Below are 13003 nucleotides of genomic sequence, written 5' to 3'. Positions count from 1 at the left end.
GGACAATGGAACGTATGCCTTCCGCACTCCCCGACGGCGAGCTCGTCCCCGACGACGGCGCGCTGCCCGCGTCCGCGCTCGCCGGGGCCGCCGACCGCCCGCTCGGGTTCTACCTGCACGTTCCGTACTGCGCGACCCGCTGCGGCTACTGCGACTTCAACACCTATACGGCGACCGAGTTGCGCGGCACCGGTGGTGTGCTGGCCTCGCGCGACAACTACGCCGAGACGCTGGTCGACGAGGTCCGGCTGGCGCGGAAGGTGCTGGGTGACGACCCGCGGCCCGTTCGTACGGTGTTCGTGGGAGGGGGTACGCCGACCCTGCTCGACGCCGGTGACCTGGTGCGGATGCTGGCGGCCGTCCGGGACGAGTTCGGGCTCGCGGAGGACGCCGAGATCACGACGGAGGCGAACCCGGAGTCGGTGGATCCGGAGTATCTCGCGACGCTGCGGGAGGGGGGCTTCAACCGGATCTCCTTCGGGATGCAGAGCGCGCGGCAGCATGTGCTGAAGGTGCTGGACCGGACGCATACGCCAGGGCGGCCCGAGGCGTGTGTCGCGGAGGCGCGGGCGGCCGGGTTCGAGCATGTGAATCTCGACCTGATCTACGGCACGCCGGGGGAGTCCGACGACGACTGGCGGGCGTCGCTGGACGCGGTGCTGGGGGCCGGACCGGATCATGTGAGCGCGTACGCCTTGATCGTCGAGGAGGGGACGCAGCTGGCTCGTCGGATCCGTCGGGGTGAGGTGCCGATGACCGACGACGATGTGCATGCCGATCGGTACCTGATCGCGGACGAGGTTCTCTCGGGCGCGGGCTTCGAGTGGTACGAGGTGTCGAACTGGGCCACGTCGGCGGCGGGGCGGTGTCTGCACAACGAGCTGTACTGGCGGGGGGCCGACTGGTGGGGGGCCGGGCCCGGGGCGCACAGTCATGTGGGCGGGGTGCGGTGGTGGAACGTGAAGCATCCCGGGGCGTATGCGGGAGCGCTGGCGGCGGGGAGGTCGCCGGGGGCCGGACGTGAGGTGCTGTCGGAGGAAGACCGGCGGGTCGAGCGGATCCTGCTGGAGCTGCGGCTTCGGGAGGGCGTGCCGTTGTCGTTGCTGCGGGAGGAGGGGCTTGCGGCTTCGCGGCGGGCGTTGTCGGACGGGCTTCTGCAGGAAGAGCCGTACGAGTCGGGGCGGGCTGTGCTCACTCTGCGGGGGCGGTTGCTGGCGGACGGCGTGGTGCGCGATCTCGTGGACTGAGGTGCTCGGCGTCGGTGCTGAGGTCGGGTGGGTCCGCAGCCCGGTGGAGGGGGTGCCGCTTCTTTGGGACGGGTGCCGCCCCCAGCGGCACGACTGCCCGCAGCTAGGCGGTTACGAAGTCGATCAGTTCCTCCACCCTGCCCAGTAGTTCCGGCTCCAGGTCCTTGTACGTCCGGACGCCCGACAGGATTCGCTGCCAGGCCGCGCCCGTGTTCTCCGGCCAGCCCAGTGCTCTGCACACCCCCGTCTTCCAGTCCTGGCCGCGCGGGACGCGAGGCCAGGACTCGATGCCCAGGGACGACGGTTTCACCGCCTCCCAGATGTCGATGTAGGGGTGGCCGACGACCAGGGCGTGGTCGCTCGTCACCGACTCGGCGATGCGCCACTCCTTGCTGCCCGGCACCAGGTGGTCCACCAGGACGCCGAGCCGGGCGTCGGGGCCGGGGGCGAAGGACTCGACGATGGACGGCAGGTCGTCGACGCCCTCCAGGTACTCCACGACCACGCCCTCGATGCGCAGGTCGTCGCCCCAGACCTTCTCGACCAGCTCGGCGTCGTGCCGGCCCTCGACGTAGATGCGCCCGGCGCGGGCCACGCGTGCGCGGGCGCCGGGGACGGCCACCGAACCGGAGGCCGTGCGGGTGGGACGGGCGGGGCCGGCGGGCGAGGGGCGGACCAGCGTCACGGCCCTGCCCTCCAGGAGGAAGCCGCGCGGTTCCATGGGGAACACCCGGTGCTTGCCGAAGCGGTCCTCCAGTGTCACCGTGCCCGCCTCGCAGCGGATCACCGCACCGCAGAAGCCGGTCCCGGCCTCCTCGACGACCAGACCCGGCTCCGCCGGAACCTCGGGCACCGGCTGCTGCGGCTTCTTCCACGGCGGGGTCAGATCGGGTGAGTACTGGCGCATTCGAATGACGATAGGAGAAGGCGGTGGGTGGTCACGGAGACACGCCGAAACGCGCCGCCAGCGTGTCCCGCTGGGCGCGGACGAACGCCGCGTCCACCACCGCTCCGTGACCGGGCACGTACAGCGCGTCCTCGCCGCCCAGGTCGAGCAGCCGGTCCAGGGCGGCCGGCCAGTGCGACGGCACGGCGTCGGGGCCCGCCTGCGGCTCGCCGGACTCCTCGACCAGGTCGCCGCAGAACACCACCTCCGGATCACCCGGCACCAGCACCGCCAGATCGTGCGCGGTGTGCCCGGGGCCCACGTTCGCCAGCAGCACCTGGCGCCCGCCGCCCAGGTCGAGGGTCCACTCCCCGGAGACCAGGTGGCGGGGCGGGACCAGCCGGTCCGCCGACTCCCGCGCGGTGGCCTCCGCCAGGCCGTTGCGTACCGCGTCCGCGCGCAGCTCCTCGCGGTCCCGTACGCGCGTCAGCACCGCGTCCGCGCCCACCGCGCCGAACACCTCCGTGTCCGTGAACGCCGCGACCCCGAAGACATGGTCGAAGTGGGGATGGGTCAGCGCGAGATGCGTCACACGGCGACCGGTGAGCGACAGCGCCTGCTCGCGCAACCGCGCGCCCTCGGCCGGGCTCGACCCCGCGTCGACCACGAGGACCGCGCCCTCACCGGCGACCAGCCCCGCCGTGCAGTCCCACACCGGCAGCCGGCACCGCCCCACCCCGCCGGCCACCCGCTCCCATCCAAGCTCTTCCCAAGTCACCGTCATACGGCGACGCTAGCCGTGGCCCCCGCCCGGGGCACCCCAGCACGCGACCAGCCTTGCCGGGGACGTACCCCGCCGCCGTACACTGGGCGGGGAATGCTGGCACTCGCACGCGCAGAGTGCCAGGCACGACAGGCAGGACACCGGGCGGACGACTTCTGGAGGTGTGCGCGAATGCTCAGTGAACGCAGGCTTCAGGTGCTGCGCGCCATCGTCCAGGACTACGTCGGCACCGAGGAGCCGGTGGGCTCCAAGGCCCTCACCGAGCGGCACAGCCTCGGCGTCTCCCCGGCCACCGTCCGCAACGACATGGCGGCCCTGGAGGACGAGGGGTACATCGCCCAGCCGCACACCAGCGCCGGGCGCATCCCCACCGACAAGGGCTACCGGCTGTTCGTGGACAAGCTGGCCGGCGTCAAGCCGATGACCGCGCCCGAGCGGCGCGCGATCCAGAACTTCCTCGAGGGCGCCGTCGACCTCGACGACGTCGTGGCGCGTACGGTACGGCTGCTGGCCCAGCTCACGCGCCAGGTCGCCGTCGTGCAGTACCCGTCGCTGACCCGCTCGACCGTGCGGCACGTGGAGTTGCTCTCCCTCGCGCCCGCGCGCGTGATGCTCGTGCTGATCACGGACACCGGGCGGGTCGAGCAGCGCGTCGTCGACTGCCCGGCGCCCTTCGGCGAGGCCTCGCTGGCGGATCTGCGCGCGCGGCTCAACAGCCGTGTCGCGAACCGCCGTTTCACGGATGTGCCGAGTCTGGTGGAGGATCTGCCGGAGGCGTTCGAGCACGAGGACCGGGGTACGGTCTCCATGGTGCTCTCCACTCTCCTGGAGACACTCGTCGAGGAGAACGAGGAGCGGCTGATGATCGGCGGCACCGCCAATCTGACCCGCTTCGGTCATGACTTCCCCCTCACGATCCGGCCGGTGCTGGAGGCGCTGGAGGAGCAGGTCGTGCTCCTCAAGCTGCTCGGCGAGGCGCAGGATCCGGGCGTGACCGTACGGATCGGTCATGAGAACGCCCACGAAGGACTCAACTCCACGTCCGTCGTGTCGGTCGGCTACGGTTCGGGCGGCGAGGCTGTCGCCAAGCTCGGCGTGGTCGGACCGACCCGCATGGACTACCCGGGAACGATGGGAGCGGTACGCGCAGTGGCACGGTACGTCGGACAGATCCTGGCGGAGTCGTAGTGGCCACGGACTACTACGCCGTACTCGGCGTGCGCCGCGACGCGTCGCAGGAAGAGATCAAGAAGGCCTTCCGGCGGCTCGCGCGCGAGCTGCACCCGGACGTCAACCCCGATCCGAAGACCCAGGAGCGGTTCAAGGAGATCAACGCCGCCTACGAGGTGTTGTCGGACCCGCAGAAGAAGCAGGTCTACGACCTCGGCGGCGACCCGCTCTCGCAGGCCGGAGGCGGCGGCGCGGGCGGCTTCGGGGCCGGCGGCTTCGGGAACTTCTCCGACATCATGGACGCGTTCTTCGGCACGGCGTCGCAGCGCGGTCCGCGCTCGCGCACCCGCCGCGGCCAGGACGCCATGATCCGCATCGAGATCGAGCTCGACGAGGCGGCCTTCGGTACGACGAAGGACATCCAGGTCGACACGGCGGTCGTCTGCAACACGTGTAGCGGTGAGGGCGCGGCGCCGGGGACCTCCGCTCAGACATGTGACATGTGCCGCGGCCGCGGTGAGGTGTCCCAGGTCACGCGGTCCTTCCTGGGCCAGGTCATGACCTCGCGTCCCTGCCCGCAGTGCCAGGGCTTCGGCACGGTCGTCCCGACCCCCTGCCCGGAGTGCGCCGGCGACGGCCGCGTCCGCTCCCGTCGCACGCTGACCGTGAAGATCCCGGCCGGTGTCGACAACGGCACGCGCATCCAGCTCGCCGGTGAGGGCGAGGTCGGCCCCGGCGGCGGCCCCGCGGGCGACCTGTACGTCGAGATCCACGAACTGCCCCACTCGCAGTTCCAGCGGCGCGGCGACGACCTGCACTGCACGGTCACGCTCCCGATGACGGCGGCCGCCCTCGGCACGAAGGTGCCGCTGGAGACGCTGGACGGCCTGGAGGAGGTCGACATCCGGCCCGGCACCCAGTCCGGCCAGTCGATCCCGCTGCACGGCCGCGGTGTCACGCACCTGCGCGGCGGCGGACGCGGCGACCTCATCGTCCACGTCGAGGTCCAGACCCCGAGCAAGCTGGACGTCGAGCAGGAGCGCGTGCTGCGCGAGCTGGCCAAACTGCGCGGCGAGGAGCGCCCGCAGGGGCAGTTCCAGCCGGGGCAGCAAGGGCTGTTCTCGCGGCTGAAAGATGCGTTCAACGGGCGCTGACGTCGACGGCCCGGCCGCTGCTGGGGGCCCGGGGGCAGGCCCCCGGGCAGGCACGGTCAGCCGGGGCAGCGAGGGTTGTTCTCGCGGTTGAAGGACGCCTTCAACGGGAGGTGACGCCGGCTCCGCAGGGGGTCGGCGCGTGCCTGTTCCTCTGGTCTATGCCACCCGGCAGGCCCGTTTCGGAGTTGTTCGGAGGACGTGACAACATGCGGTCATGTCCTCCGCGCTGACCGATCTCTTCCCGCACCCGATCGTGCAGGCCCCCATGGCGGGCGGCGTCTCCGTACCGAAGCTCGCCGCCGCCGTGTGCGAGGCGGGCGGACTCGGGTTCCTCGCCGCCGGGTACAAGACCGCCGACGGGATGTACGAGGAGATCAAGCAGCTCCGCAGCCTCACCGGCAGGCCCTTCGGAGTGAACCTCTTCATGCCGCAGCCGGAGTACGCCGACCCCGCGGCCATCGACGTCTACGCCCACCAGCTGGCCGGCGAGGCCTCCTGGTACGAGGCCGAGCTCGGCGACCCCGACAGCGGCCGGGACGACGGCTACGAGACCAAGCTCGCGGTGCTGCGCGACAACCCCGTGCCGGTGGTGTCGTTCCACTTCGGCACGCCGACCCGGGAGGTCGTCGACGCCCTGCACCGGGTCGGTACCTTCGTCCTGGTCACCGCCACCACCCCCGACGAGGCAAGGGCCGTCGAGCGCGCGGGCGCGGACGCGGTCATCGCGCAGGGCGTCGAGGCCGGCGGCCACCAGGGCACGCACCGGGACATCCCCGAGACGGACGGTTCCGGCCTCGGGCTGCTGTCGCTGGTCGCCCAGGTCCGGGAGGCCGTGAGCATCCCGATCATCGCCGCCGGCGGCATCATGCGCGGCGGCCAGATCGCCGCGGTCCTGGCGGCCGGCGCGAGCGCGGCCCAGCTCGGCACCGCGTTCCTCGCCACCGTCGAGTCGGGGGCGAACGTCCTGCACAAGCAGGCGCTGACCAACCCGCTGTTCGTCCGTACGGAGTTGACCCGGGCCTTCTCCGGACGCCCGGCGCGCGGCCTGGTCAACCGCTTCCTGCGCGAGCACGGCCCGTACGCGCCCGCCGCCTATCCCGAGATCCACCACCTCACCTCGCCGCTGCGCAAGGCCGCCGCCAAGGCGGGGGACGCGCAGGGCATGGCGCTGTGGGCCGGGCAGGGGCACCGGATGGCGCGGGAGCTGCCCGCCGGGCAGCTGGTGGAGGTGCTGGCCGGTGAACTCGTCGCGGCGTGGACAGCGTTGTCGGGCGGAGGCGGAGTGCGATGACAGCTCCGGTGTTCGTGGTCGAGCACTTCGACGCGGGCGGGGGCGGTCGCTACGTCCTCGACGGTCCGGAGGGACGGCACGCCGTCTCCGTGAAGCGGCTGCGGCCCGGTGAGGACGTCGTCCTCACGGACGGGGCGGGGCGGTGGGCGGACGGTGTCGTGCTCGACACCGAGGGCAAGGACCGGCTGATCGTGCGGCTGGACCCGGTGACCGAGGAGCCGCCGGAGCAGCCCCGGGTGACCGTCGTCCAGGCGCTGCCCAAGGGGGACCGCGGGGAACTGGCCGTCGAGACGATGACCGAGGTCGGCGTCGACGCGATCGTGCCGTGGGCGGCGGCGCGCTGCATCACGCAGTGGAAGGGCGAGCGAGGGCTGAAGGCGCTGGCCAAGTGGCGGGCGACGGCCCGGGAGGCGGGCAAGCAGTCCCGCCGGGTGCGGTTCCCCGAGGTCGCGGAGGTGGCGACGACCAAGCAGGTCGCGGCGCTGCTGGCGGGGGCGGAGTTCGCTGCCGTGCTGCACGAGAGCGGGGACTCGCCGCTGGCGACGGCCGAACTGCCGTCGTCCGGTGAGATCGTGCTGGTCGTGGGGCCCGAAGGGGGCGTGGCGCCGGAGGAGTTGGCGCTGTTCGCGGAGGCGGGGGCGCAGGCGTATCGCCTCGGGCGCAGTGTGCTGCGCACATCGACTGCCGGGACCGCGGCCGCGGCCGTGCTCCTGGCTCGCACCGGCCGCTGGACCTGACCCTTCTCGGAGGCACCGTGGAACTCGCACAGGTACGACTGCTCGTGACCGACTTCGCCGCCTGCTACCACTTCTACGGCGAGGTCCTCGGCCTCAAGCCGCAGTCGGGGGCGGTGGACGGGCCGTACGAGAAGTTCAGCCCCGCGGTGGGTTCCGCGGGGATCGCGCTGCAGGACCGCTCGATGATGGCCGAGGTGCTGGACGAGCTGGGCGACACGGTGAACGGCCACCGCTCCCTGGTCGTCCTGCGCGTCGAGGCCCTGGACGCGTACTGCGAGGAGATCACTCTGCGCGGCGCGACGGTCCTGCACGGGCCGGTGTCCCTGACCGACCGCCTGCGCGTCGCCCACCTCAAGGATCCCGAGGGCAACTTGGTCGAGCTGCAGGAGTGGTTGCTGCTGCGCGGCTGACGCGCACGCCTGCGGCTGGGCGCAGCGGCACCCCGCGGCGCTGGGCTGCGCAACGCCCTGCCCCCGCAACAACCCCGGGTGGCCATTTGCGCTCTACCGCCTCGCCCTCGACGGTGGCAGGCTGCCCTCCATGGGGGCATTGAGGAGGAATGGGCGAGGGCCGCGCAGCCGTAGGGTGGCGGTCGCGGCGGCATTCGCGGTGGTTGCCGTAGGCGGCGCGGTCGCGTGTGAACCCGGCGCCGGGATCAGCCCCGCGTCCGTCGCGTACACCACCGACGAGACCGTCACCAAGGAACTGAACCGGCAGAAGGCCGACGTGCGTTGGCTGACCTGCACCGCTTCCTACGGGGACTCCGGCCAGGGCGGGAAGCCGTCGCCCTCGGCGAGTGAGAAGACCGTCGCCACCGTCGACTGCGAGGGGGAGACGAAGGACGGGAAGGACATCACCGTCGACGGCAAGGTCACCCACGCGGTGGACGGCGCCTGTGTGCGCGGGAACATCACCGCCAAGGTGGACGGCAAGGTGTGGTTCGAGGTCGACGGGCTCGGCGACTGCGACGCCACCAGCCCGCCGCCCGTGGGGGGCGGGCCCACGAACGGGCAGCCAGGACCCACCGTCACCGTGACCGTCACGCAGACCATCTGGTGCGACCGGTACCCCGACTGCCGGCCCGTCGAGGGCAAGTGACGTGCGCCAGAGGCGAAACGGCAAGTGATCCGAAGTCTGTCCGCCGGGCGCCGTCCCTGCATAGGGTGATCGGGTGACACAGTCCGCATCGCCTGCTTACCTCCGGTTCCCCCACGTGCACGGTGACCTGGTCGCCTTCACCGCCGAGGACGACGTGTGGCTCGCTCCGCTCGACGGCGGACGGGCCTGGCGGGTCAGCGCCGACAACGTGCCGGTGACCCTGCCCCGCATCTCGCCCGACGGCACCACCGTCGCCTGGACCTCGACCCGCGACGGCGCCCCCGAGGTGCACATCGCCCCGGTCGACGGCGGCTCCGCCAAGCGCCTGACGTACTGGGGCAGTCCGAAGACCCAGGTGCGCGGCTGGACCCCGGACGGCGAGGTACTCGCGATCAGCGCCCAGGGGCAGGCGAGCCTGCGCCGCACCTGGGCGCGTGCCGTTCCGCTCGACGGCGGCCCGGCCACCACCCTGCCGTACGGGCCGGTCGGTGACATCGCCTACGGGCCGAGCGTCGTCCTGCTGTCCGCGCCGATGGGGCGCGAGGCGGCCTGGTGGAAGCGGTACCGGGGCGGCACGGCGGGCAAGTTGTGGATCGACCGGGAGGGCGACGGGGAGTTCGTCCGGCTGCACGAGGAACTCGACGGGAACATCGAGTACCCGCTGTGGGTGGGGGACCGTACCGCCTTCCTGTCCGACCACGAGGGCACCGGCGCGCTGTACTCCTCCCTCGCCGACGGGTCCGACCTGCGCCGGCACACCCCGCTCGACGGGTTCTACGCCCGGCACGCCGCGACCGACGGCACCCGTGTCGTCTACTCCAGCGCCGGTGAGCTGTGGGTGCTGGACGACCTGGACGGGGCCGAGGCGCGGCGGCTGGACGTGCGGCTCGGCGGGCAGCGCGTCGACCTCCAGCCGTTCCCGGTCAACGCCTCCCGCTGGTTCGGGTCGGCGTCCCCGGACCACACCGCGCGCGGCAGCGCCGTGTCCGTACGCGGGTCCGTCCACTGGGTCACCCACCGCTCCGGCCCGGCCCGCGCGCTGGCCGCGACGCCCGGGGTGCGGGCCCGGATGCCGCGGGCGTTCCGCGCGGACGGCGAGGAGTGGGTGGTGTGGGTGACGGACGCCGAGGGCGACGACGCCCTGGAGTTCGCGCCCGCCACCGGCCTCGCCCCGGGGGCGACACCGCGCCGGCTCGCCGCCGGGCAGCTCGGCAGGGTGCTGGACCTCGCCGTGGCGCCGGACGGCAGCCGGGCGGCCGTGGCCTCCCACGACGGGCGGCTGCTGCTCGTCGAGAGGGAGACGGGCGAGGTGCGGGAGGTGGACCGCAGCGAGGACGGTGACGTGTCCGGGCTCGTCTTCTCGCCGGACTCGTCCTGGCTCGCCTGGTCCCACCCCGGCCCGCGGCCCCTGTGCCAGCTGAAGCTCGCCAACACCACCGACCTGTCGGTCACCGAGGCGACCCCGCTGCGCTTCCAGGACTACGCGCCGGCGTTCACGGCGGACGGCAAGCACCTCGCGTTCCTGTCGACCCGCTCCTTCGACCCGGTCTACGACGAGCATGTCTTCGACCTGGCCTTCGTGGAGGGCGCCCGGCCGCATCTGATCACGCTCGCGGCCACCACGCCCTCCCCGTTCGGGCCGCAGCGGCACGGCCGGTCCTTCGAGACGCCCGACCGGGAGGAGACCCCCGACAGCGAGGGCGCCCCCACCACCCGCATCGACCTCGAAGGCCTCGCCGACCGCATCGTGCCCTTCCCGGTCGAGGCCGCCCGCTACTCCAACCTGCGCGCCGCCAAGGACGGCGTCCTGTGGCTGCGCCACCCGATCGCCGGTGTGCTCGGCGCGTCCCGGGCCACCCCGGACGACCCCGACCCCAAGTCCGAGCTGGAGCGCTACGACCTCGCCCAGCAACGGGTCGAGCACCTCGCCGTCGACGCCGACCACTTCGAGGTCAGCGGCGACGGCAAGCGGGTGCTGCTGTGGACCGACGGGCGGCTCAAGGTCGTCCCCAGCGATCGGCGCGCCTCCGGCGACGACGACAGCGACACCAACATCACCGTCGACCTCGGCCGCGTACGCCAGTTCATCGACCCGGCCGCCGAGTGGCGGCAGATGTTCGACGAGAACGGCCGCATCATGCGGGACCACTTCTGGCGTCCGGACATGAGCGGCGTCGACTGGGCCGGCGTCCTCGACCGCTACCGGCCGGTCGTCGACCGGCTCGCCACCCATGACGACCTGGTCGACCTGCTGTGGGAGGTGCAGGGCGAACTCGGCACCTCGCACGCCTACGTCACCCCGCGCGGCGGATTCGGCGGCGGTCCCCGCCAGGGCTTGCTCGGTGCCGACATCTCACGCCACGAGGACGGCAGTTGGCGCGTCGACCGCATCCTGCCCTCCGAGACCTCCGACCCGGACGCCCGCAGCCCGCTGGCCGCGCCCGGCGTCGCCGTACGCCCCGGGGACGCGATCCTCGCGATCGCCGGACATCCGGTCGACCCGGTGGCCGGCCCCGGCCCGCTGCTGATCGGCACGGCGGGCAAGCCGGTGGAGCTCACCATCTCCCCGTCCGGCGGCGGCGACCCGCGGCACGCCGTCGTCGTTCCGGTCGCGGACGAGGAGCCGTTGCGGTACCACGCCTGGGTCGCCGACCGGCGGGCCTACGTCCACGAGAAGTCCGGCGGCCGCCTCGGCTACCTCCACGTCCCGGACATGCAGGCGCCCGGCTGGGCCCAGATCCACCGCGACCTGCGCGTCGAGGTCGCCCGCGAGGGGCTGGTCGTCGACGTCCGCGAGAACCGCGGCGGCCACACCTCCCAGCTGGTCGTCGAGAAACTCGCCCGCCGCATCGTCGGCTGGGCCGTGCCGCGCGGCATGCGCCCCTACAGCTACCCCGAGGACGCCCCCCGCGGCCCCGTCGTGGCCGTCGCCAACGAGTTCTCCGGCTCCGACGGCGACATCGTCAACGCCGCGATCAAGGCCCTCGGCCTGGGTCCGGTCGTCGGCACCCGCACCTGGGGCGGCGTCATCGGCATCGACAGCCGCTACCGCCTGGTCGACGGCACCCTCGTCACCCAGCCCAAGTACGCCTTCTGGCTGGAGGGCTATGAGTGGGGGGTGGAGAACCACGGGGTGGATCCGGACGTGGAGGTCCTCCAGCGGCCCCAGGACTACGTGGCGGGCAGGGACGCCCAACTGGACGGGGCGATCCGACTCGCTCTGGAGAGTCTGGAGGGCAGTCCGGCGAAAACGCCGCCGACCTTGCCGACCTCTTGAGGGGCGCGACCAGCCCCAACGCACCCGCACCCGACGACGATACGATGCCCGGGTCGGACACCGCATTCGGTCAACCCCCGGAGGGAAAATGGCAGGGGAGCCACAGGGCGACTGCCTGTTCTGCAAGATCGTCGCCGGAACCATCCCGGCGACGATCGTCCGCGAGACGGACACCACCATCGCGTTCCGCGACATCAATCCCCAGGCCCCCACCCATGTCCTGATCATCCCCAAGGCGCACCACGAGAACGCCGCCGCACTCGCCGCCGCCGACCCGGCCCTCACCGCGGACGTGCTCCGCGAGGCCCAGGCCGTCGCCGACGAGGAGAAGCTGGACAGCTACCGCCTCGTCTTCAACACCGGCAGCGGCGCCGGCCAGACGGTCTGGCACGTGCACGGCCACGTGCTCGGCGGCCGCGGCCTCGACTGGCCTCCGGGGTAATCCGCCTTGTCCGTACGTGAACTCGTGGTGCTCGGTACCGCCAGCCAGGTCCCGACCCGCCACCGCAACCACAACGGCTACCTGCTCCGCTGGGACGGCGAGGGCATCCTGTTCGACCCCGGCGAGGGCACGCAGCGCCAGATGGTGCGTGCCGGGGTCGCCGCCCACGACCTGAACCGGATCTGCGTCACGCACTTCCACGGCGACCACGCACTGGGCCTGCCCGGGGTCATCCAGCGGATCAACCTCGACCAGGTGCCGCACGAGATCACCGCCCACTACCCGAAGTCCGGGCAGCGTTTCTACGAGCGGCTCCAGTACGCCACGCCCTACCGCGCGAGCGTCTTCATCACCGAGGCCCCGGCCGACGGGGACGGCGTGCTCGCGGTCACGCCGTCGTACACGCTGGACGCCCGCAGGCTGTCGCACTCGATCGATTCGTACGGCTACCGGATCGTCGAGCACGACGGCCGCCGCATGCTGCCCGAGCGGCTCGCCGCGCACGGCATCAAGGGGCCGGACGTCGGCCGGATCCAGCGCGAGGGGTCGCTCGGCGGGGTCTCGCTCGACGACGTCAGCGAGGTACGGCGCGGGCAGCGGTTCGCGTTCGTCATGGACACCCGACTGTGCGAGGGGGTGTACGCGCTCGCCGAGGGCTGCGACATGCTCGTCATCGAGTCGACCTTCCTCGACGAGGACGAACAACTCGCGGTGGAGCACGGACACCTGACGGCAGGTCAGGCCGCGCGGGTGGCCCGGGACGGCGGTGTGCGGCACCTCGTGCTGACCCACTTCAGCCAGCGCTACACCGACCCGGACGAGTTCGAGCGGCAGGCGCGGGCGGCGGGGTACGAGGGGGAGCTGACCGTGGCGCACGATCTGCTGAGGGTGCCGGTTCCGAAGCGTCGGTGACACGC

12 protein-coding genes are annotated in these 13003 nt (G+C 72.5%); 10 read left to right on the top strand and 2 right to left on the bottom strand.

Annotated elements, in window-relative coordinates:
• The first annotated feature begins 14 nt into the window (after positions 1 to 14).
• The gene (gene hemW / locus HDA41_RS13015; protein ID WP_184983626.1) at positions 15 to 1247 is read left to right on the top strand and encodes a radical SAM family heme chaperone HemW; all 1233 of its coding nucleotides are present in this window, start codon (positions 15 to 17) and stop codon (positions 1245 to 1247) included.
• A 103-nt stretch (positions 1248 to 1350) separates the two neighbouring features.
• Here the strand turns inward: hemW and HDA41_RS13010 are convergent, their stop codons facing one another.
• Complete coding sequence (locus tag HDA41_RS13010) at positions 1351 to 2154, bottom strand: DUF3097 domain-containing protein (RefSeq protein ID WP_184983624.1); 804 nt, start codon at positions 2152 to 2154, stop codon at positions 1351 to 1353.
• 31 nt (positions 2155 to 2185) lie between these two features.
• Complete coding sequence (locus HDA41_RS13005; RefSeq protein ID WP_184983621.1) at positions 2186 to 2917, bottom strand: MBL fold metallo-hydrolase; 732 nt, start codon at positions 2915 to 2917, stop codon at positions 2186 to 2188.
• Positions 2918 to 3088: 171 nt separating this feature from the next.
• On the opposite strand from HDA41_RS13005, the gene hrcA reads away from it, so the two are divergent.
• From hrcA to HDA41_RS12960, 9 genes are all read left to right on the top strand, one after another.
• Entirely contained in the window at positions 3089 to 4105 is a 1017-nt protein-coding gene (gene hrcA / locus HDA41_RS13000) for a heat-inducible transcriptional repressor HrcA (protein WP_184983619.1), read from the top strand.
• Positions 4105 to 5241 carry a molecular chaperone DnaJ gene (dnaJ, locus tag HDA41_RS12995; protein ID WP_184983617.1) on the top strand — a complete coding sequence of 379 codons (1137 nt, stop codon included), beginning with the start codon at positions 4105 to 4107 and terminating at the stop codon, positions 5239 to 5241. The genes hrcA and dnaJ overlap by 1 nt, the downstream gene beginning before the upstream one ends.
• Positions 5242 to 5455: 214 nt before the next feature.
• On the top strand, positions 5456 to 6532 hold the full coding sequence (locus HDA41_RS12990; protein WP_184983614.1) for a nitronate monooxygenase: 1077 nt from the start codon (positions 5456 to 5458) through the stop codon (positions 6530 to 6532).
• Entirely contained in the window at positions 6529 to 7269 is a 741-nt protein-coding gene (locus tag HDA41_RS12985) for a 16S rRNA (uracil(1498)-N(3))-methyltransferase (protein WP_184983612.1), read from the top strand. Before HDA41_RS12990 ends, HDA41_RS12985 begins: the two co-directional genes overlap by 4 nt.
• Before the next feature lie 17 nt (positions 7270 to 7286).
• Positions 7287 to 7679, top strand: a complete 393-nt coding sequence (locus HDA41_RS12980; RefSeq protein ID WP_184983610.1) for a VOC family protein — start codon at positions 7287 to 7289, stop codon at positions 7677 to 7679.
• Positions 7680 to 7809: 130 nt separating this feature from the next.
• Positions 7810 to 8367 (top strand): hypothetical protein, encoded by a 558-nt coding sequence (locus HDA41_RS12975; protein ID WP_184983608.1) that lies wholly within the window; start codon positions 7810 to 7812, stop codon positions 8365 to 8367.
• Positions 8368 to 8440: 73 nt separating this feature from the next.
• The gene (locus HDA41_RS12970) at positions 8441 to 11644 is read left to right on the top strand and encodes a S41 family peptidase (RefSeq protein ID WP_184983605.1); all 3204 of its coding nucleotides are present in this window, start codon (positions 8441 to 8443) and stop codon (positions 11642 to 11644) included.
• A gap of 88 nt (positions 11645 to 11732) precedes the next feature.
• A complete protein-coding gene (locus tag HDA41_RS12965; protein ID WP_184983603.1) occupies positions 11733 to 12086 on the top strand; it encodes a histidine triad nucleotide-binding protein in 354 nt (117 codons plus the stop codon).
• 6 nt (positions 12087 to 12092) lie between these two features.
• Entirely contained in the window at positions 12093 to 12998 is a 906-nt protein-coding gene (locus HDA41_RS12960; protein ID WP_184983601.1) for a ribonuclease Z, read from the top strand.
• Positions 12999 to 13003: the final 5 nt, after the last annotated feature.

Source organism: Streptomyces caelestis (assembly GCF_014205255.1).
In the GTDB taxonomy this organism is placed as follows: domain Bacteria; phylum Actinomycetota; class Actinomycetes; order Streptomycetales; family Streptomycetaceae; genus Streptomyces; species Streptomyces caelestis.
Note: the sequence above shows the minus strand (reverse complement) of the source record. Positions and strands in the feature narration are given on the sequence as shown.

Bases quoted from the DNA above. Each gene is read 5' to 3' on its own strand.
- hrcA (WP_184983619.1), top strand. From the start codon at position 3,089: ATGCTCAGTGAACGCAGGCTTCAGGTGCTGCGCGCCATCGTCCAGGAC.
- HDA41_RS12965 (WP_184983603.1), top strand. From the start codon at position 11,733: ATGGCAGGGGAGCCACAGGGCGACTGCCTGTTCTGCAAGATCGTCGCC.
- HDA41_RS13010 (WP_184983624.1), bottom strand. From the start codon at position 2,154: ATGCGCCAGTACTCACCCGATCTGACCCCGCCGTGGAAGAAGCCGCAG.
- hemW (WP_184983626.1), top strand. From the start codon at position 15: ATGCCTTCCGCACTCCCCGACGGCGAGCTCGTCCCCGACGACGGCGCG.
- HDA41_RS12990 (WP_184983614.1), top strand. From the start codon at position 5,456: ATGTCCTCCGCGCTGACCGATCTCTTCCCGCACCCGATCGTGCAGGCC.
- HDA41_RS12975 (WP_184983608.1), top strand. From the start codon at position 7,810: ATGGGGGCATTGAGGAGGAATGGGCGAGGGCCGCGCAGCCGTAGGGTG.
- HDA41_RS12985 (WP_184983612.1), top strand. From the start codon at position 6,529: ATGACAGCTCCGGTGTTCGTGGTCGAGCACTTCGACGCGGGCGGGGGC.
- HDA41_RS13005 (WP_184983621.1), bottom strand. From the start codon at position 2,917: ATGACGGTGACTTGGGAAGAGCTTGGATGGGAGCGGGTGGCCGGCGGG.